This window comes from Candidatus Rhodoblastus alkanivorans (assembly GCF_022760755.1).
Taxonomy (GTDB): domain Bacteria; phylum Pseudomonadota; class Alphaproteobacteria; order Rhizobiales; family Beijerinckiaceae; genus Rhodoblastus; species Rhodoblastus alkanivorans.
The window spans coordinates 2,728,995-2,746,689 of record NZ_JAIVFP010000001.1; the positions used below are offsets into that span (position 1 = coordinate 2,728,995).

20 protein-coding genes are annotated in these 17,695 nt (G+C 63.3%); 10 read left to right on the top strand and 10 right to left on the bottom strand.

What is annotated here, in order from left to right; genetic code table 11:
- Positions 1–280 precede the first annotated feature (280 nt).
- Both K2U94_RS12570 and K2U94_RS12575 read left to right on the top strand, forming a co-directional pair.
- Positions 281–1,321: an alkane 1-monooxygenase gene (locus K2U94_RS12570; protein WP_243067540.1), complete on the top strand. Its 1,041-nt coding sequence runs from the start codon at positions 281–283 to the stop codon at positions 1,319–1,321.
- Positions 1,318–1,479: a hypothetical protein gene (locus K2U94_RS12575; protein WP_243067541.1), complete on the top strand. Its 162-nt coding sequence runs from the start codon at positions 1,318–1,320 to the stop codon at positions 1,477–1,479. Before K2U94_RS12570 ends, K2U94_RS12575 begins: the two co-directional genes overlap by 4 nt.
- Here K2U94_RS12575 and queA read toward each other — a convergent pair.
- Complete coding sequence (gene queA / locus K2U94_RS12580; RefSeq protein WP_243067542.1) at positions 1,468–2,538, bottom strand: tRNA preQ1(34) S-adenosylmethionine ribosyltransferase-isomerase QueA; 1,071 nt, start codon at positions 2,536–2,538, stop codon at positions 1,468–1,470. The two genes, K2U94_RS12575 and queA, sit on opposite strands and share 12 nt — an antisense overlap.
- 106 nt (positions 2,539–2,644) lie before the next feature.
- A complete protein-coding gene (locus K2U94_RS12585; RefSeq protein ID WP_243067543.1) occupies positions 2,645–3,259 on the bottom strand; it encodes a transglutaminase-like cysteine peptidase in 615 nt (204 codons plus the stop codon).
- Positions 3,260–3,593: 334 nt separating this feature from the next.
- Between K2U94_RS12585 and K2U94_RS12590 the strand changes: the two genes are divergently transcribed.
- Both K2U94_RS12590 and K2U94_RS12595 read left to right on the top strand, forming a co-directional pair.
- Positions 3,594–4,433 carry an EcsC family protein gene (locus tag K2U94_RS12590; protein ID WP_243067544.1) on the top strand — a complete coding sequence of 280 codons (840 nt, stop codon included), beginning with the start codon at positions 3,594–3,596 and terminating at the stop codon, positions 4,431–4,433.
- A 654-nt stretch (positions 4,434–5,087) separates the two neighbouring features.
- Positions 5,088–5,348, top strand: coding sequence for a hypothetical protein (locus K2U94_RS12595; RefSeq protein ID WP_243067545.1), 261 nt, complete (start codon positions 5,088–5,090; stop codon positions 5,346–5,348).
- Positions 5,349–5,607: 259 nt separating this feature from the next.
- Here K2U94_RS12595 and K2U94_RS12600 read toward each other — a convergent pair whose 3' ends face one another.
- The 3 genes from K2U94_RS12600 to K2U94_RS12610 all read right to left on the bottom strand — a co-directional run bounded on the left by K2U94_RS12600 (position 5,608) and on the right by K2U94_RS12610 (position 8,207).
- Positions 5,608–6,351 carry a hypothetical protein gene (locus K2U94_RS12600; protein WP_243067546.1) on the bottom strand — a complete coding sequence of 248 codons (744 nt, stop codon included), beginning with the start codon at positions 6,349–6,351 and terminating at the stop codon, positions 5,608–5,610.
- On the bottom strand, positions 6,348–7,178 hold the full coding sequence (locus tag K2U94_RS12605; RefSeq protein WP_243067547.1) for a group III truncated hemoglobin: 831 nt from the start codon (positions 7,176–7,178) through the stop codon (positions 6,348–6,350). The genes K2U94_RS12600 and K2U94_RS12605 overlap by 4 nt, the downstream gene beginning before the upstream one ends.
- 186 nt (positions 7,179–7,364) lie before the next feature.
- Positions 7,365–8,207, bottom strand: coding sequence for a glycosyltransferase family 32 protein (locus K2U94_RS12610; protein WP_243067548.1), 843 nt, complete (start codon positions 8,205–8,207; stop codon positions 7,365–7,367).
- A gap of 314 nt (positions 8,208–8,521) precedes the next feature.
- Between K2U94_RS12610 and K2U94_RS12615 the strand changes: the two genes are divergently transcribed.
- The 5 genes from K2U94_RS12615 (at position 8,522) to K2U94_RS12635 (ending at position 12,618) form a co-directional block, all read left to right on the top strand.
- The gene (locus tag K2U94_RS12615) at positions 8,522–8,941 is read left to right on the top strand and encodes a secondary thiamine-phosphate synthase enzyme YjbQ (RefSeq protein WP_243067549.1); all 420 of its coding nucleotides are present in this window, start codon (positions 8,522–8,524) and stop codon (positions 8,939–8,941) included.
- Positions 8,942–9,056: 115 nt separating this feature from the next.
- Complete coding sequence (gene tyrS, locus K2U94_RS12620; RefSeq protein ID WP_243067550.1) at positions 9,057–10,316, top strand: tyrosine--tRNA ligase; 1,260 nt, start codon at positions 9,057–9,059, stop codon at positions 10,314–10,316.
- Between the two features lie 258 nt (positions 10,317–10,574).
- Positions 10,575–11,216, top strand: coding sequence for a GTP cyclohydrolase I FolE (gene folE, locus K2U94_RS12625; RefSeq protein WP_243067551.1), 642 nt, complete (start codon positions 10,575–10,577; stop codon positions 11,214–11,216).
- A 161-nt stretch (positions 11,217–11,377) separates the two neighbouring features.
- Positions 11,378–11,956, top strand: coding sequence for a sigma-70 family RNA polymerase sigma factor (locus K2U94_RS12630; RefSeq protein WP_243067552.1), 579 nt, complete (start codon positions 11,378–11,380; stop codon positions 11,954–11,956).
- Positions 11,953–12,618 carry a ChrR family anti-sigma-E factor gene (locus K2U94_RS12635; RefSeq protein WP_243067553.1) on the top strand — a complete coding sequence of 222 codons (666 nt, stop codon included), beginning with the start codon at positions 11,953–11,955 and terminating at the stop codon, positions 12,616–12,618. The genes K2U94_RS12630 and K2U94_RS12635 overlap by 4 nt, the downstream gene beginning before the upstream one ends.
- On the opposite strand, the gene K2U94_RS12640 is transcribed toward K2U94_RS12635, so the two are convergent.
- From K2U94_RS12640 to K2U94_RS12655, 4 genes are read right to left on the bottom strand one after another with little or no spacing between them, the layout of a single operon-like run.
- On the bottom strand, positions 12,619–13,014 hold the full coding sequence (locus K2U94_RS12640) for a DUF2177 family protein (RefSeq protein WP_243067554.1): 396 nt from the start codon (positions 13,012–13,014) through the stop codon (positions 12,619–12,621).
- Entirely contained in the window at positions 13,011–14,252 is a 1,242-nt protein-coding gene (locus tag K2U94_RS12645) for an SAM-dependent methyltransferase (protein ID WP_243067555.1), read from the bottom strand. Before K2U94_RS12645 ends, K2U94_RS12640 begins: the two co-directional genes overlap by 4 nt.
- Positions 14,253–14,255: 3 nt before the next feature.
- Positions 14,256–15,059 (bottom strand): DUF1365 domain-containing protein, encoded by an 804-nt coding sequence (locus tag K2U94_RS12650; RefSeq protein ID WP_243067556.1) that lies wholly within the window; start codon positions 15,057–15,059, stop codon positions 14,256–14,258.
- Complete coding sequence (locus K2U94_RS12655) at positions 15,056–16,393, bottom strand: NAD(P)/FAD-dependent oxidoreductase (RefSeq protein ID WP_243067557.1); 1,338 nt, start codon at positions 16,391–16,393, stop codon at positions 15,056–15,058. Before K2U94_RS12655 ends, K2U94_RS12650 begins: the two co-directional genes overlap by 4 nt.
- Positions 16,394–16,558: 165 nt before the next feature.
- On the opposite strand from K2U94_RS12655, the gene K2U94_RS12660 reads away from it, so the two are divergent.
- The gene (locus K2U94_RS12660) at positions 16,559–17,341 is read left to right on the top strand and encodes a DUF1295 domain-containing protein (protein WP_243068866.1); all 783 of its coding nucleotides are present in this window, start codon (positions 16,559–16,561) and stop codon (positions 17,339–17,341) included.
- Here K2U94_RS12660 and K2U94_RS20795 read toward each other — a convergent pair.
- A complete protein-coding gene (locus K2U94_RS20795) occupies positions 17,254–17,553 on the bottom strand; it encodes a DUF3429 domain-containing protein (protein WP_369334834.1) in 300 nt (99 codons plus the stop codon). The two genes, K2U94_RS12660 and K2U94_RS20795, sit on opposite strands and share 88 nt — an antisense overlap.
- Positions 17,554–17,695 lie beyond the last annotated feature (142 nt).

Consider the following 17,695-nt stretch of genomic DNA (forward strand, 5'->3'; position numbering starts at 1 on the left):
AAGCGCTCCGGCTCCTCGCAGCGCAAGGCGGAACGGCGCATAGAGTGTCGCAATCGCGATCGCATGGGCAAGAGCCTCGCGCCCTGGCGACTTGCGCGGATTCACTGATTTTCTCGTAGAATTTTCTTATTCTCGGGATCTCGGCGCTCCGTCTCGCTCGGGACGAGATTGCTCAGACCCCCGGATTTTTTGTTTAGAATGTATTAACCGTGACAGTCCGGCCGCAGCGCCTTCGCTAGAGAAGGGACTTGCAAGCATTTCCACGCTATCGGAGCGCGCCGTGAGCCACGTCGAAAGCTTTCTGCCGAGCCGCGACAACAGCATGTATGGAGCCAAGCGCTGGCTCTGGCTGTTCGGCTTCATTCCCCCCGCCCTGCCCGTGTTTGGCTATCTGCTGGTCAAGGCGACCGGGCTGGGCCTGTTCTACTGGTTCGGCCCCATTTTCATTCTCGGCGTCGTCATGATCGACTTCATCGTCGGCGTGGACAAGTCGAGCTATGAAATTTCGGAAATCGCGGCGGTCGAGAACGAGCCCTATTATCGCTGGGTCGCCGATCTGGTCATGCCGATCCAATATGCCTCGCTGATCTGGAGCGCATGGATGCTGACGAACGGCGGGCTGAACTGGATCGATTCGCTCGGCCTCGTCGTGACGCTCGGCATAGCCAACGGCATCGCCATCACCAACGCCCATGAAATCGGGCACAAGCCGGAAACGCTGGAGCGCTGGCTGGCGAAATTCGTGCTGGCGCCGAGCTTTTTCGGCCATTTCACCATTGAGCACAACGGCTCCCATCATGTCTGGGCGGCCACGCCCGAGGATTTCTCTTCCGCGCGCATGGGCGAAAGCTTCTACGTCTATTTCCCGCGGACCCTGGTCGGCGGGGTCAAGGACGCCTGGAACCTCGAAAAGCAGCGGTTCGTCCGCCGCGACCAGTCCCACTGGGGCAAACCGCATTGGACTTGGCGCAACGACGTTCTTTCCGCCTGGATCATCACGCCGCTGCTGTTCGGCGCCCTGGTCGCATGGCTCGGCTGGAGCGTGCTGCCCTGGCTCGTCCTGCAAGGCTTTATCGGCCTCACCATGCTGGAAATGGTCAATTACGTGCAGCACTACGGTCTGCTGCGCGCCAAGCGGCCGGACGGCCGCTACCAGCCCTGCGAACCGCGCCATTCATGGAATTCGAGCCATCTGGCACGAATATCATGCTCTACCACCTGCCGCGCCATTCGGACCATCATGCCCATCCGATGCGCCATTACCAGGCCCTGCGCCATTTCGAGGAAGCGCCGCAGCTGCCGACCGGTTATGCCGGCATGAGCCTGATCACCTTGCTCCCGCCGCTGTGGAGCCGGCTCGTCGATCCCGTCCTCGTCGCCCATGCCAATGGCGACCTGACCAAGCTCAACGTGCATCCGCCGGCCAGGGAACGGCTGTTCAGGAAATGGAGCGCGTGGCGCAAGTTCTCAGCCGCGTAGCAGCAGGCAGGCGTCGCCATAGGAATAGAAGCGGTAATTCGCCTCGATGGCGTGGGCGTAGGCGGCCTGCATGCGCTCCAGCCCGGAAAAGGCGCTGACCAGCATGAACAGGGTCGAACGCGGCAGGTGGAAATTGGTCATCAGCGCATCGACCGCGCGGAATTCATAGCCCGGCGTAATGAAAATCGAAGTCTCGCCGGCGAAGGGTCTTATGACGCCAGAAGGGTCGGCGGCGCTTTCAAGAATGCGTAGCGAGGTCGTGCCGACGGCGACGATCCGCCCGCCCGCCGCTCGCGCCGCGTTCAGCCGCGCCGCGACTTGGGCGTCGACCGATCCCCATTCGGCATGCATGACATGGCCGGCGGTGTCCTCGGCCTTCACCGGCAGGAAAGTCCCGGCGCCGACCAGAAGCGTGACCTTCTCCAGGGTCGCGCCCGCTTTTCGAACCGCCTCGACCAGTTCCGGCGTGAAATGCAGGCCCGCCGTCGGCGCGGCGACGGCGCCGCTCTTGTCGGCGAACAAGGTCTGGTAGTCGCGCGCGTCCCTGTCGTCGTCGGCGCGGCGCGAGGCGATATAGGGCGGCAAAGGCATGTGGCCGAGGGCGAAAATCGCGTCGTCGAGCGCAGGTCCCGACAGGTTGAAGGAAAGCAAGGCCTCGCCCTCGTTCTTTTCGGCCACATCGGCCCAGAGCGCGCCCGCAAGGCACGCCGCGCCCTCGCGCGCCTCGCCGAAGATCACCTTCTCGCCGGGTTTCAGCTTTTTCGCCGGCCGGACGAAGGCCCGCCAATGAGAGGCGTCCTCGCGCTTGTGCAAGGTGGCCTCGATCCGCGCGACCGCCTCGCCGCGCCGACGCCAGCCGAACAATTGCGCCGGGATCACCCTCGCGTCATTGACCACCAGCACGTCGCCCGGGCGCAGAAAGGCCGGCAGGTCGCGCACCGAGGCGTCGCGAAAAGAGTCCGGCGTCACCGCGAGCAGCCGCGCCGAGTCTCGCGGCTCCGCCGGCCTCAAGGCGATGCGTCCTTCAGGAAGGTCGAAATCGAACAGATCCACGCGCAATTGAACATCCCTCCCGCTGAACCCGTGGTGATAATGGGCGCGGCGAAAAATCTCAAAAGAAAACCCCGCCTGAGCGGGGTTTTGGCGCCATCGTTTCCCAAGGTCCTCAACGCGAGGCGTAAACCGGGGCGGCTGCGGGGCCGAGGGCGACCCAGACATTCGGGTCCTGCTGGCTCTGGCGCTTCACCAGACGATAGGTAACCTGATCGACCGGCTTCAATTCGTCGGTGAGATTGTCGAGGATGAATTCGCCGGCGTTGGTCTTGACCGTCAGGATGGCGTGGCCTTCGTTGTTCTCGTCGCGAACCACCGTAATCAGCAGGGCCTGACGGGGATAGCCGCGCTCGATCAGCATTCTGCGCTTCAGCAAGGCATAATCTTCGCAATCGCCCTTGCCGTCCACCGGATAGTCCCAGCGATCGACCACGCCCCAATGATCGATGTCGGCGACGGGTTCGACAGCGTGATTGACGATGGTATTGACCTGTTCGATCTCGCGCCGCGCGCTGGCGGTCAGATTGACGTCGACCGGAGCAAGGGCGGGGCCGGAGCATTCGCTCTTGTAGCGCCCGCAGAACACAAGCCAGCCATAGGGAATGCTGGTTTCGCCGCCGACCGAGGCATAGGCAACGTCGTGGCTGGAAAAGGCTTCGGCGGGGCTGGCCAGAAAGGCGACGGTCATGAGAGCGAAAGCAAGGACCAGAAAATTCGAGACACGCATGTCATTCCCCTGTGTTAGGGGAATAATGACCGGGACGATTTGTTGGCGGCGTAAGTAAAACTGCCGCATTTTAGACAAATGCGTTCATTTTCGCGCCGAGACGAATTAAGTATAATCAGCGCTGAGAAAATTGCTTCAAATTGTCCGGATTCGTCCGAATGCCCTGATTTTTAGCGCCCTCGACGCCGCGGGCCGAGCGCGCACATCCTTTACGCTTTACTGACACGAGCGACCGCTTTAACCTCCGACAGACCGCCAGAGTTAATTTCGGGCTTGAATTCACGAAAATCAGCCACATTTCCCTGCGGTCGCCCCGCGCCGAAGGACAGCGCAAATGACACCCGATCTCGACTCCGCTCGTATGACCGCCGCCGACCACGCCGCCCTGATGGACGCGGTCCGGCGGCTGGAGCATATCGGTCCGGCGCTGCGGCTGGCCAATGCGGTCGGACGCAAGGTCAATTTCCTCAAGACCCTGGCGCCGGAAAAGGCCGCGAAAATCATCGACGGCGCCGTCATGGGCGCGATGAAGGTCGCTTTGCGCGCGGCGCTGGCGAGCCTCGCCGGCAGGCCGGTGCGCGACCGCGACCGCGCCCACAAGATCCTCGTCGCCGCCTCAGGCGCGGCGGGCGGCGCGCTCGGCCTCGCCAGCCTGCCCTTAGAACTGCCGGTCAGCACAACGGTCATGCTGCGCTCGATCGCCGACATCGCGCGCGCCGAAGGCGAGGATCTGCGCGACCCGGAGGCCGCCATGGCCTGCCTCGAAGTCTTCGCCCTCGACGGCCGCACGCCCGGCGACAATGTGTCGGAATCAGGCTATTTCGCCATTCGCGGCCTGCTCGCCCGCTCGATCTCGGAAGCCGCGCGCTATATCGCCAGCCGGGGCGTGATCGACGAGGCCGCGCCGGCTCTGGTCAAGCTGATGGCGCAGATCGGAACAAGGTTCGGCTTCGTGGTCAGCCAGAAGCTCCTGGCCCAGGCCACGCCGGCGCTCGGCGCATTCGGCGGAGCGGCGATCAATCTCGCCTTCATCGACCATTTCCAGTCGCTGGCCAAGGGCCATTTCACGGTTCGGCGCCTGGAGCGCAAATATGGCCCCGACCATGTGCGCTCGGAATATGAGCGCATCGCCAAGGCCCGCGAGCCGGACGAAATCCACCCCCCGGCGGCCTAACGGTCAAAATCATACGCTTGGCGCCCGAAGGCGACGCCCGCATTCGGCTCGAAGGAGCCCTTCGCTGACGACCGCAAAGGACGGCTCGGCGCCATAAATGGTAATTCGGCGCTTGCTGACCAACTTATTTTCTTACCCGGGTAAGCAGCCGTCCCACGAAACAGGGCCTATGGGGTCGCCCGCGTGTCTTTCCACACTCCATGCGTCGCAGCGGGGCTGAAATCTTTAGCGCGACAAACTCAGTGAGAGTCCGTGTGCTCATCCTGTTTGCCGCGCGGCAAGCCGTTTCGAGCCGTCATACGTATCGAGACCTACTGCCAATTGTCCTAGCCGAGATTCCCCAACCGACGACGGAATTTTGGTCCAGGTGACGACACGATTTCGTCCCGCATTTTTTGCCGCGTACAGTGCCTCATCGGCGCACTTGACCAGATGCGGTGTGGACCAGGCGGCGCCGACAATAGCGGTGTCGAACCAGAGCAGGGTCTATGACGCGGCGGCGAGCCTTGCACCTCTGCGTTCGCGACCTCGGGCAGGAAGCGAGAGGCGCGCAAATTGCCCAGAAAAGGAACACGGTCGGATCGCTGTGCGTTGTACGCCAGAGGAATTCAAAGTGTTTGGGAGGACAAAATGCGAAATCGCATGTCAAATCGCATGGTTATCGCCATCGTGATTTACATGATGGTGCAGGCCGTCGTTTTCGGCATCGGCGTGGTTCTGGTTTTAGCGACGCCGCTCGCGAACATCGCCATGATGTTGATGCCTTTCGTGGTCGCAGCGACATTGGTTGCGTCGGCGCCGATCGCGTGGTGGCTGGCGCCTTTGGCGCGCGCCGCCCATGAGCGCAAACTGAACGCCCAGGAGCCGGGGCGTTCAACTGATGATCAGCCTGGTCGCGGTTATCACGCGAATTGATCAGCCTGATCAAGGATGGCGCGCGCATAGCGGCTGAAGCCGCCAAAAGGCCAGCGAGATCGCGGACCGGGGTTTTCGGCGGCCGTCCCTGTGCCGCCAGAGCCCCGACGATCGGGGCAATGGCCGCGGCCAGCTCTAGCCGGGCAGTTTTCGCGAGTGGCCGCGTAGGGTCAAAACCGGCTGAAGCCGCTATGACAGCTTTCCGCCGTTTTGAGCCCTACGTTTGAGGGAACCAAAGCCGGATTTCGTCCGCTACGCATCAGCTCGGCCGCAGCGCGTCGAAGGTCGCCGCCATGTCCTGCGCTACGCCCAAGTCCTCGCGCAGATCGGAGAAGACCTTTTCGCCGCGCAGCCAGCGCGCTTCGCAATCCTCATCGCGCAACGCGCGGTCGAGCCCGGCGAGGAATTCGCACACGCCCCAGTCGAGCCCGGCATCGCGCAGCGACGCCTGCAGGGCGCTCTGGACCAAGGAACGCACCGTGCGGTGCGCGCCCGACAGCAGCGCGTCGGAATCGCCGCCCGCCGCCACATCGTGGCAGGCGTCGCGGTCATAGGAGACATGGCCACGGCAGGCGAGCGTGCGCACGGAATAGATCGCGCAGGCGCCGCCGATGATGAAAGGGCACATCTGGCAGGAAGTGAAACGCTCCTGCTGGCTCTTGCCCGCCGTCGCGGCATGGGCTCGCGCCAGCCTCTCATCCAGATCGACGCCATGGCGGGCGAAGGCCGGCGCGGTCAGGCGCAGAAAACGGGCGGCGAGAAAAATTTCCGGCGCCGTGGCCGAAACATGAAGACAGCAGCATGTATCGCAGCCGCGCGCGCAGACGGGCTCCGGCTGGCCCGCGCTCTGGATTTCGGCGGTGCGCTCATAGCTTTCGAAGGCCTGGGCGGTCAGCGCCTCCACCAGGCGCGGATCGCCGCGCCCCTCCCCGAGAATCCGGTCGAAACTCACGCGCATGGCGGCAAAAAAGGCCTGGGGCCCACCTTCTTGAGCGCCGGTCACGCCGCCGGCTCCTTCCGCGGCATTGTCGGCGGGAAAAGGCCGGCCTGGAAACAGACGCTCATATGCTCGACCCGCGCGATCGCCGCCCGCGCCGCCGCCGGCTTCAAATGAGCCTCGGCGTTCTTCCGGAACAACGCGACCCAGCGATCGAAAAATTCTGGCTTGAGGTTCATCGACAGATGCGGCGTGAACGGACTGCCGGCATAGCGCGACGTGCCGAGCAGCGAGCGCGACCAGAAATTCTGCACGATATCGAAATGATGCTCCCAATCCGAGACGTGGCTGACGAAAACCGGCCCGATCAACGGGTCGTGCAAGGCTTCAGCGTAAAAGGCGCGAACCATCGCCTTGATGTCGGCTTCCGTGGCGTCGATCGCCGCGGCGCCATGCTCCGCCTCGCCCACGGGAAGGTTTTTCGCGCGGTCGGCGACAAGGGCGGCGATTTCGGGCGCGGCCCGGCCCATGCGGAATTCCTCGTTGAGCGGCGGGTCATATTTGCCGACCAGGTCGCGCAGGGCGTGATGGCGCAGACGGGCGTTGTCGCGCGCGGTCCAGAAACAGCCGTCGGCAAGGCCGCTGGTGAGAACCTGCTCGTCCGCGCGCAGCCGCGCGGCTTCGGCCGCCATGTCCTCGGCCTCGACAAAGATCACGGGATAGAGAAATTCGCCGATCCGGCGGGTCAGCGTGAAAATGCCGGCGCGCGCCGGCGGATCGCCCGCGAGGAAGGCGAAGCCGGCGAAGGCGACCTCGTCGGCGTCAGCATGAGGAAAAATGGGGCCGGCGCGCCGCGCGGCCGGCAGAGGCGAATGGTCGTGACGCGGCTGCATGTCCGTCCTTTCGACTTTTGGCAGAAAACTATTCGGCGCCTCTGCATTTGTCACGCCACCAATTCTTCCTAGGCCGCGGCGATTCTGGACTTGGAATCGCCCCGAATCACGACAATATGTGATTTATTTACGACACGCTCTGTCGCGAGACTGCGAAGCCTGTCCGTTACCGACCCGAGCGCGAAATCATCCGAACTCCCGCGGCTGCCCCCCGCCCGCGGCGGAATCGTCGATCGCGGCCTCCTCCGCCAAAACCGGCTTGAGCTTCTGGGCGATCGTCCATACGCCATCCGGCTTGTCGGCATATTGGCCTTTCTTGGAGGTAAACTGGCCCTGGACGCAGATTTTCTTATAACTGATATATTTGACGCCCCATTCCTTGATTACGGCGTCGAGTACGACCGGGCCGGTCATTTCAAAGACGCCAGGCAAAACGCCAGCGTTGATATTCTGGACGATGCGCGCGCAAACCTCGGCGAGAACCGGATTTCCGGGTGCGCTCGCCAGAAAATAATTGGTGATCTCGCCGTTCTTCATGACGATGAAGACGCCCTCGGCGTCGTCGTCAATGACATTATCCGGAGATTCTACGAAATTCGCATCAATATCCAGGTAAATGCCGCCATATTTCAGCAGAACCAGCATTCGCCAAAAATCGGCGCGCGCCGCACCGATTTGCAAGCGCTTATAGGCTCGCCATGTTTCTTCTGGATAAAAGTCCTTAACGAATCGGTCGCACTCCTGATCGTTCTGAAAACGGTATTCATGGGTCATGGATAGAATTCGATTGAAACGGAAACAGGCATAAACCTGAAGAGTTACGGACCCGGTATAGTTTGTCTGCCAGATGATGCGTGGAATGCGTCTCTCAGAGGGCTCCGGACGCGACGCCGGCTCACAGACGGGCAGCTCCTTCCTTATCGACGGAAAAAAGGCCAAATGAAGCGAAAGAACAACCTTGCTTGCATTGGCATATATTTTGATAAAACGGTAACGAAGCTTGTCCCGGAGTGACATGAGGACCTTCATTGGCAGGCGCAAAGGACGCCACGCCGTCCATACGGCGCATCGCCGCTTGAGCGAAGAACGCACAAATATGGCGAAGATTGGGTGCGCGCTTATACGGCCGACCGACCGCCCTTCGCAAGGCCGATGCCGGAATCCCCGGCCTCGTCGATTCGTTATTTTGCGTGCCGAAACAAAATGAAATAGACAAATTCGCATATGTGATTGAAGCTGTCGGATCGCCAGCCCGGAACGACGCGCCTCCGTCGTCGGCGCCGGGGCGATTTCGCGCCAACGGACATTCCGGCCGCCATCCGACGCCGATGAGGAGCGCGCTGATGAAATCCTATCGCAAGGAGCTTTGGTTCGAGACGCCCGGTCGGCGCGCCTTCGTCAACATCACGCCGCAAGTCGAGGCGGCGTTGCGCGAGAGCAGCGTGCGCGAAGGACTTTGCCTCGTCAACGCCATGCACATCACCGCTTCCGTTTTCATCAACGACGACGAGAGCGGGTTGCACCACGATTATGACGTCTGGCTGGAAAAGCTCGCGCCGCATGAACCGGTGTCCGGCTATCGGCACAACCGCACCGGCGAGGACAACGCCGACGCCCATATGAAACGTCAGGTCATGGGCCGGGAAGTGGTGGTCGCGATCACCAACGGCAAATTGGACTTCGGCCCCTGGGAGCAGATTTTTTATGGCGAATTCGACGGCGGAAGGCGCAAGCGGGCGCTAGTAAAGATTATCGGGGAATGAGGGCCGGCCTGTCGCCGTTCGACCTGGGCGGAGGCTCGCTACAGCCCGTCCAATCCCCGTCGGCCTTGCGCGCCCTGTCCCAAAAAACTAAACCTCGGCGAAAGCCGAGGTCCTTATGAGCGAATATCAACCCAGATCCGATTTCCTCCGTACGCTGTTCGCGCGCGGTTTCGTTCACCAGTGCTCCGATGTCGAAGGCCTCGACCAAAAAGCGCTATCCGGCGAACTCATCGCCTATATCGGCTTCGACTGCACCGCGGCCTCGCTCCATGTCGGCTCTTTGCTGCCGATCATGATGCTGCACTGGCTGCAAAAGACCGGCGGCAAGCCGATCACCTTGATGGGCGGCGGCACGACCCGCGTGGGCGATCCTTCCGGCAAGGACGAAAGCCGGAAAATGCTCACCGTCGAGACGATCGAGTCCAACAAGGATTCGATCAAAAAGGTCTTCGAAAAGTTCCTCACCTTCGGCGCGGGAAAGACCGACGCTTTGATGAGCGACAATGAGGAATGGCTGTGCAAGCTGAATTACATCGACTTCCTGCGCGACGTCGGCCGCCATTTCTCGGTCAACCGCATGATGGCGATGGATTCGGTCAAGCTGCGGCTTGAGCGCGAGCATGAGCTGTCCTTCATCGAATTCAATTATATGTGCCTGCAAGCCTATGATTTCGTGGAGCTTAACAAGCGCCACGGCTGCATTTTGCAGATGGGCGGCTCGGACCAATGGGGCAATATCGTCACCGGCCTCGATCTCGGCCGCCGCATGGGAACGCCGCAGCTTTACGCCCTCACCTCGCCGCTGCTGACCACCGCTTCTGGCGCGAAAATGGGCAAGACCGCCGCCGGCGCCGTCTGGCTCAACGCCGACATGCTCCCCGTTTATGACTACTGGCAATATTGGCGCAACGCCGAAGACGCCGACGTCGAACGCTTCTTGAAGCTCTTCACCGTCTTGCCGCTCGATGAGGTCGCCCGGCTCGCGGCGCTGCAAGGCGCCGAGATCAACGAGGCCAAGAAAATTCTCGCCAACGAGGCCACCGCTTTGCTGCACGGCCGCGCAGCCGCCGAAGCCGCCGCCGAAACCGCGCGCAAGACCTTTGAGGAAGGCGTGCTGGCCGAAAGCCTGCCGACCGTGACCGTGCCGGAAAGCGAGATCGCCGCCGGCCTCGGCGTGCTGACCGCCTTCGTCAAGGCGGGCCTTACGCCCTCGACCGGCGAAGCGCGCCGTCAGATCAAGGGCGGCGGGCTGAGGCTCAACGACGCGACGATCACCGACGAGCGCTACGTGCTCGGCGCCAAGGATTTTGGAAATGACGGCGTCGCAAAGCTCTCGGTCGGCAAGAAGAAGCACGTCCTGCTCAAGCCGGAATAGGTCGGGCTCGCTCGAAGTCGAGATCTGACACTTTGCCCCCTTGTTGGATGGCTGTCTTTGTGGAGGGTTTCGGTCGCCGGCCCTGACACGCGTGATCGGGTCGCCGCGGGGCAGGCGCCCCCCGCTCGCGCGCACGATCTGGAGAGGGGCGAGCCATTTGGCGAAAGTGGAAAATGCAGCGACGAAACTGAACCATCGTTCCGTCTGGCGCGTAAAAACCCACGCTAAATGAAATTGCTCGCCGGCGCGGGGATGCACATGGACGAACTGGCTCGGGACATAGACGCCCGATCGCTCAGGATCGAGCTGGATGACGCGCGAGGTCCCGTCCCGCGCCCGAGCCGCGCCGAGGCGGAGGCCGCCGTCGGCGTGCTGCTCGCCTGGGCTGGCGACGATCCTGCGCGCGAAGGCTTGCTCGATACGCCTTCGCGCGTCGTCAGGGCCTTCGGCGAACTTTTCGCGGGTTACGGCGAAAATCCGGCGGAGATCCTCGACAAAATATTCGAGGACGTGGAGGGCTACGACGAAATGGTCCTCGTTCGCGACATTCCCTTCGTCTCGCATTGTGAGCACCATATGGCGCCCTTCTTCGGGAAGGCCCATATCGCCTATTACCCGGAGCGCGGCGTGGTTGGCCTGTCGAAACTGTCGCGTCTGGTCGAAATCTATGCGCGACGCTTGCAAACGCAGGAGACGATGACCTCGCAAATTCTCCGCGCGCTCGATGATTTCCTGACCTCGCGCGGCGCGGCCGTGTTGATCGAAGCCGAACATATGTGCATGTCGATGCGCGGCGTGCGCAAGGCCGGCGCGGTGACGACGACTTTGCGTTTCTCCGGCCGCTTCCGCGACGATCCCACAGAGCAGGCGCGCTTCTTCGCTTTGGCGCGTGAAAGATGAGCGCCGTTCTGGTCGATATTTCTCCGCCTGGCGCGGTTGCGAAGCTGGACCTCGACGCGCCATTGACGATAATGCCATCGCTCAGGCGGCGGGGCGCCCTGTTCGGACATACGCCTCGCAGGAAAGCCGCAGCGGGTCCGAAAGAAGGCGGCCAGGCTCGGGTGCTGACGGAAAACACGGAAAATTCGGCGCCCACGCCTGAAATGCTGCAATCCTGGCTGCAAGCCGTCGCTGACGCCCAAGACCGCGAAGCCTTCGCCCGCCTGCACGGCTTTTTCGCGCCCCGCCTTGCGTCCTTTCTGTCGCGCGCCGGACTTTCGCCGGCCCAGGCCGAGGATATCGTCCAGGAGACCATGATCGCGGTCTGGCGCAAGGCTGGTCTTTACAATCAGGCCCAGGGCGGGGTCTCGACCTGGATTTTCGTCATCGCGCGCAATTTGCGCGTCGATTACCTGCGCCGAAAAGCCAATCGCGAGATGCTCCCGCTGGACGACTGGGACCAGATCGACGACAGCCCCACCGGCGAGGATGGCGTTCTGGCCGCGGAACGCGAAAGCACGGTCCGAAAGGCCTTGGCGCAACTGACGCCCGAACAGGCGCAGATATTGCAGCAAGCCTATTTCGCCGAAAAGCCGCAATCGGCCATCGCGCGCGAGCTTGGCGTGCCGCTCGGCACGGTCAAATCGCGGGTGCGGCTGGCGCTCGCGCGGCTGAGAAAGCTGCTGGAGGAGACGCCATGAGTCTGGTCGAGCGCCCCCGTCAGCATCCCAGCGATGAAACGCTGGTGCGCTATGCCGGAGGAAACCTGGGCGCCGGCGCTCGGCTGGTCGTCGACGTCCATCTCGAAGCCTGCCCGCGTTGCCGCGAACAGCTTCGCCTGTTCGAGGCGGCGGCCGGCGCCCTGCTCGAAGGCCTGCCACCGGCCGCGGTTTCGGCCGCGCTCATCGAGAAGGTTTTCGCGCGTATCGAGTCGGGTGCGGCGGAACCGCGCCGGCGGCCGGCCGTTCCGCCCCCGCGGGTGGATGACTTCGTTCTGCCCGCCGCCATGTCCGGCTGCGCGATCGGGCGCTGGCGCTTCGTCCATCCCAAGCTGCGCTGGGCGCGGGTGACCCTGCCCGAAGCGCCGCGCGAACGCGTCGTTCTGCTGAAAATCGCCGCCGGTTTCGCGGTTCCGGAACATGGCCATCGCGGGCTTGAGCTGACCCAGGTTCTTTACGGCGCCTTTGCTCACGCGCGCGGCTATTACGGCCCCGGCGATCTGGAAGAAGCCGACGAAGAGGTCGAGGATCACGAACCGCGCGTGACGGCGGAAGGCGAATGCCTGTGTCTGGCGGCGGTCGAGGCGCCTCTGCGCATTCATTCCCTGCTGGGCCGGCTGTTCCAGCCGCTGATGGGAATTTGATCAGGCGAGCCGCCCGGCGACATAGCCGGCGAGCGCCGCGAGCCCTGTCAGAAAGCTGCCCCACGCCATGTCGACCAGCGTCAATGTCAGCGGCCAGGTTTTCAGTGTCGCCTGATTGGTCAGGTCATAGACGCCATAGCCGATAAGGCCGAGCGCAAGGCCATAGCCTGCCGCCATTTTCCAGTTCTGCGCGGCCAGGGCCGGGTTGACGGCAAAAAAGACGACGCCGAACGCATAAAGTAAATAGAAAGCCACAGCGGGTCCGAGGCGAAAGCCGTCCATGGCCAGTCCGCCCATCGCCGGGCGATAGAATGAATCGCCCATGCGGCCGAGCCAGATGAAGTCTATTCCGGTGAAAACGACGAGGCTCGCCGTATAGGCCGCCAGCATCTTCATGAGGGGTCTCCTGACTTCTCAAGGAGGAAAAAGCCGACGTCGGTCGCCTGTTCGAGAAAGCCCGCCTCGCAATAGCAAAGGTAATAGGTCCACAAGCGGCGGAATTTCGCGTCGAAGCCGAGAGCTTCGATATCAGCCCAGCGCTTTTCGAAGCGATGACGCCATTCGGCCAGCGTGCGCGCATAGGACAGGCCGAAGGATTCGGCCCCCGCGAGACGCAGCCCCGCGCGCGCGGCCTGTTCGGCAATGACGCTCCTGGTCGGCAGGAAGCCGCCAGGAAAGATGTGGCGCTGGATGAAGTCCGGCCGCGCGCGATAATCTTCAAAGCGCGCCTCATCAATCGTGATCGCCTGGATCAACGCCTTGCCGCCGGGTTTGAGCGCTTCCGCGATTTTCTTGAAATAGCGCGGCCAATAGGCCTCGCCGACGGCTTCGATCATCTCGATCGAAACGACGCGATCGAAGGCGCCGGAAACGTCGCGATAATCCTGAAGCCTCAGCTCGACGGCGCTGTCGAGTCGTTCCCGAGCAAGCCTTTCACGCGCAAAGGAAAGCTGGGCGGGCGAGAGCGTGAGGCCGAGAATATGGCCGGCGCCGGCCTGCGCCAGATGCGCGGCGAGCGCGCCCCAGCCGCAGCCGATTTCGAGAATGTTTTCGCCGCCCTCCAAGTCGAGCCATCGGCCGATGCGCGCGAGTTTCTTGCCCTGCGCCTGCTCGAGACTGACGGTCGCCTCATCCCACAGGCCTGAGGAATAGAGCATGGTTTCGTCGAGCCAGAGCCGGAAGAAATCATTGCCGAGGTCATAATGGCTCATGATGTTGCGGCGGCTGCCGCGCCGCGAATTTTTCCGCGCACGATGGAGGAAAAAATTGGACAGGCGATGCAGGCTCGCGCCGGCCGCGACATGTCCCATGGCGGGCGAATTGGCGGCGGCCAGCCGGATCAGAGCAACGAGGTCGGGGCTTGTCCAATCGCCCGCGACATAGCCCTCCGCGAAGCCGATGTCTCCGCGCAACAGCAGGCGGCGAAACGCGCGCCAATCCTGAATGTGAAGAGCGGCCTCGGGCCCCGGCGCCGCGCCCGCGGCGTCGATCCTTGCGCCCGAGGGCAGCCTCACGGACAGGCGGCCCGCCTGCAAACGATCCAACAGCCGACGCAGGACGAAAACGAGGGGATGCGCCCGGAACCACGCGCGTGACGCGACATCGTCCATATCAAAGGCGGAAACTTGCGTCATGGATCAATCCATCCCTGGTTTGCCCGGAACGGGCGGGGCGGCGCGAACGAATGTGACCCGGTCCTTGGGCGGCGACGGCTTGGGGCGCAGGCGGATTCCCTTGCGCCAGAGCTTCAGCGCCTCCCAATGGATGCCGCCGAGCACGCGCAGGGTCAGCAAGGGCGTGGCGAAGAAGCGGCGCAGCAGGTTGAAATCCGAAAGCGCCTCGCGGCGCGCCTGATAGCGCGCCGTCAGCAGCAGGCCGGAAGGGTCGGAAACCTCGATTACGAGGCTGAGAAGATCGTCCGGCGCGCGCAGCCGAAAGCGATAATCGAGCGCCATGTTCATGAAGGGAGAGACATAAAAATTCTTCCCGCAGCTTTGGACGATCTCGCCGCGGCCGTCGCCCTCGACCGGGATCATATAGGCGTGGCGCTCGCCGAAGGTGTTGTCGACTTCCCAGAGCACCGCGGCGAGCTCGCCCGATTTCCGCCGGCAATAAAAAACGCTCAGCGGATTGAAGGCCGAGCCCAGCAGGCGCGGCATGGTCAGCAGGAGGATCTTGCCGCCGTCGGGCTCTACCCCCGCGCCGCGCATGGCGTCCTCTACTTGCGCGCGCAAATCCCGGACCGAGCCGTCGCCGCGATCGCGACTATGGAAGGAAAACAGGTTGAAGCGATCGACGGAGAACAGGCGCAGCCGCCTGTCCAACGCATCGAGTTCGTCGAGATCGAGCAGCAGGGAATAGATGCGGTAGGCGAGGCGATGGTCGCGCGGGCGCACCCGATGATGCGTCACCAGTCCCGCGTAAAGGGCCGATTCGCTCATGCCGGCGCCAGCTCCCGTTCAGGCGGCGATTTGGACGTCAGGAAAATCCGGCCGCTTTCCTTTTCAACGCGCCAGGGCCGCTTCGCGCCGCCCAATTGCTCGGCGACGGCGAGGCCCGCCTGCAGTCCGTCTTCATGGAAACCGGAGCCGAAATAGGCCCCGCAATACCAGATGCGGTCCGCGCCCTGCAGCGACCACAATTCTTTCTGCGCCGCCATGGCGGCGAGATCGAATTGCGGGTGGCGGTAAATCTCCTGCGCATGGATCAGATCCGCGCGCGGCGGCGGCGGCGGATTGAGCGTCACGAAAAGCTGAGGCGCTTCGCCGAGCGGCTGCAGCCGGTTCATCCAATAGGTCACCGCGAGGGAGCGGTCGCCATCGCGCTCCGCAAGATAGTTCCACGCCGCCCAGGCCGCTTTGCGACGCGGCATCAAGCTGGCGTCGGAATGTAGCCAGGCGACGTTGGAGGCGTAGCGAAAGGCGCCGAGAAGGCGCCGCTCGGCGTCGCTCGGCTGCTCCAGCATCGCGAGGGCCGCGTCGGCATGGGCGGCGATCACCACCTGGTCGAAACGATCGGCGCCGCGCGCGTCCCGGATTTCGACGCAGTCGCGAAAGCGCACGACCTTTCTTACCGCCGCGCCGGCGCGGATTTCGGGAATCGCTTCGGCAAGGCGGCCCACGTAAGCGCGCGAGCCGCCGCGAATTGTGCGCCAGGTCGGCCGCCCGACCAGTTTGAGCAGGCCGTGATTTTCGCAGAAGCGGATGAAGGCCGCCGCGGGAAAAGCGCCGACCTCGCCGGCCGGCGTGGACCAGATCGCCGCCGCCATCGGGTAGAGATGGTCGTGGATGAAGGCCTCGCCATAGAAGCCGCGCGCCAGATAGTCGTCGAGGCTGATGTCGCCGAGACGGGAAAGGTCGCACGGCGCCTCACGGTAGAAACGCAACAGGTCGCGGATCATAGACCAGAAGCGCGCGCTGAAAATATTCGAGGGCTGCGCGAACAGGCCGCGCAAATCCTTGCCGGCATATTCAAGAGCGCCTTGGTCGAGAGACACGGCAAAGGACATGTCGGTCGGCGCCGTCTCGACCCCGAGATGGGCGAAAAGCGCCCTCAGGTTGGGATAGGTCGGCTCGTTATAGACGATGAAGCCGGTATCGACGGGAATCGTCCGTCCACCCCATTCCACCTCGCGCGTGTTGGCGTGGCCGCCCAACCGGCCCTCGGCCTCGTAGAGCACGACATCATGGTTGCACGACAGCGCCCAGGCGCAGGAAAGCCCGGAAACCCCGGCGCCGATCACCGCAAGTCTTTGACGAGGAAATGTTCGAGTCATGACGGGCTCACAGGCGAAGGGCGCGTACGATCTTCTACGCGCAGCCTCAGCCTTCGGTTCACCGCCGGCGATCCGAAAGCGTCGCCGGGACGTTTAATGCGACGTGGGAGAAAAAATTTGTTCTGGTTCGTGGTCGTTGCCGCTGTCTTGGGTTTGAGCCTCGCCATGTCGCTGGCCTGGCTTGTCCGGATGCGCGCCGGCCAGAGCGGCTGGATCGACGCCATCTGGTCGGCGGCGACGGGATTGGCGGGTTTCTCCGTCGCCTTGACGCCGGCCTCGTCGGCGCCTTTCGGACGCCGGCTCCTCGCGGCCGGGCTTGTGCTGTTGTGGTCTCTGCGTCTCGCCAGCCACATTTTTGCGCGCACGCGCGGCGCGGGCGACGATCCGCGCTATGCGGCCCTGGCGCAGGAATGGGGCGCGGATTTTCCCCGGCGCCTGTTCGTTTTCCTGCAAATCCAGGCGGCGGCAGCCCTGCCTCTGGTCGCCTCCATCGCATTGACCGCGCGCGCGCCGCGCCCCTTTCCGGACTTTTTCGATATCGCCGGCCTTTTCGTGGCGGCGACGGCCCTGGCGGGCGAGGCGCTCGCCGACGCGCAACTCGCGCGCTTCCGCCGCGCGGCGCCGCGCGGCGCGATCTGCGAGATCGGCCTGTGGGGCGCCTCGCGCCATCCCAATTATTTCTTCGAATTTCTGTTCTGGTGCGCCTGGCCGTTGATCGCGTTCGACCGTTCCGGCGCTTTTCCGCAGGGCTGGCTCGCGCTCGCCGCGCCAATCTTCATCTATTGGCTGCTGGCCCATGTCAGCGGCGTCCCGCCGCTCGAAAAGCACATGCGCGCGACCCGTGGCGCGGCTTTCGACGATTACGCCCGACGCGTGAACGTCTTCTTCCCCGGCCCGCGCGTCAACCTTTTGGCGCCACGGTCAAACGGCCGCCGTCGAAACCGATGATCTGGCCGGTCATCCAGCCCGCATCCGGCGTTCGCCATTTCCAGTCCCCATTGCGCGCCGCCCATGAAAGCAAGAATGACGGCGCCATAAAGAAGCAGCATGTTGATGGCGTCCTGCGCAACAGGTCCGCGACCCAGAATCGCTGCAAGACACAGGAACATGAAGGGGAATGCGCCGGCCCAGCCGAGCGCGAGTACGGGTTTCGGAACCATGGAAAGATCCCAACCGATCACCTCGGTTCAGTTACGCACAGCGCTCTCCGAGGGATCACCATTTTCGCTGTCGAACTGTTTCGGCAAAAACCTTTCTCGATGGCGGCGCGTATCAACGGGTGTCAAATGCGCGATGTGGCGC

What these genes read in the sequence shown, in the direction of transcription:
- K2U94_RS12575 (WP_243067541.1), top strand. Translation starts at nt 1,318, where the DNA reads ATGAGCCTGATCACCTTGCTCCCGCCGCTGTGGAGCCGGCTCGTCGAT.
- K2U94_RS12585 (WP_243067543.1), bottom strand. Translation starts at nt 3,259, where the DNA reads ATGCGTGTCTCGAATTTTCTGGTCCTTGCTTTCGCTCTCATGACCGTC.
- K2U94_RS12590 (WP_243067544.1), top strand. Translation starts at nt 3,594, where the DNA reads ATGACACCCGATCTCGACTCCGCTCGTATGACCGCCGCCGACCACGCC.
- K2U94_RS12595 (WP_243067545.1), top strand. Translation starts at nt 5,088, where the DNA reads ATGGTTATCGCCATCGTGATTTACATGATGGTGCAGGCCGTCGTTTTC.
- K2U94_RS12605 (WP_243067547.1), bottom strand. Translation starts at nt 7,178, where the DNA reads ATGCAGCCGCGTCACGACCATTCGCCTCTGCCGGCCGCGCGGCGCGCC.
- K2U94_RS12610 (WP_243067548.1), bottom strand. Translation starts at nt 8,207, where the DNA reads ATGAAGGTCCTCATGTCACTCCGGGACAAGCTTCGTTACCGTTTTATC.
- K2U94_RS12615 (WP_243067549.1), top strand. Translation starts at nt 8,522, where the DNA reads ATGAAATCCTATCGCAAGGAGCTTTGGTTCGAGACGCCCGGTCGGCGC.
- tyrS (WP_243067550.1), top strand. Translation starts at nt 9,057, where the DNA reads ATGAGCGAATATCAACCCAGATCCGATTTCCTCCGTACGCTGTTCGCG.
- folE (WP_243067551.1), top strand. Translation starts at nt 10,575, where the DNA reads ATGGACGAACTGGCTCGGGACATAGACGCCCGATCGCTCAGGATCGAG.
- K2U94_RS12635 (WP_243067553.1), top strand. Translation starts at nt 11,953, where the DNA reads ATGAGTCTGGTCGAGCGCCCCCGTCAGCATCCCAGCGATGAAACGCTG.
- K2U94_RS12640 (WP_243067554.1), bottom strand. Translation starts at nt 13,014, where the DNA reads ATGAAGATGCTGGCGGCCTATACGGCGAGCCTCGTCGTTTTCACCGGA.
- K2U94_RS12645 (WP_243067555.1), bottom strand. Translation starts at nt 14,252, where the DNA reads ATGACGCAAGTTTCCGCCTTTGATATGGACGATGTCGCGTCACGCGCG.
- K2U94_RS12650 (WP_243067556.1), bottom strand. Translation starts at nt 15,059, where the DNA reads ATGAGCGAATCGGCCCTTTACGCGGGACTGGTGACGCATCATCGGGTG.
- K2U94_RS12655 (WP_243067557.1), bottom strand. Translation starts at nt 16,393, where the DNA reads ATGACTCGAACATTTCCTCGTCAAAGACTTGCGGTGATCGGCGCCGGG.
- K2U94_RS12660 (WP_243068866.1), top strand. Translation starts at nt 16,559, where the DNA reads ATGTCGCTGGCCTGGCTTGTCCGGATGCGCGCCGGCCAGAGCGGCTGG.
- K2U94_RS20795 (WP_369334834.1), bottom strand. Translation starts at nt 17,553, where the DNA reads ATGGTTCCGAAACCCGTACTCGCGCTCGGCTGGGCCGGCGCATTCCCC.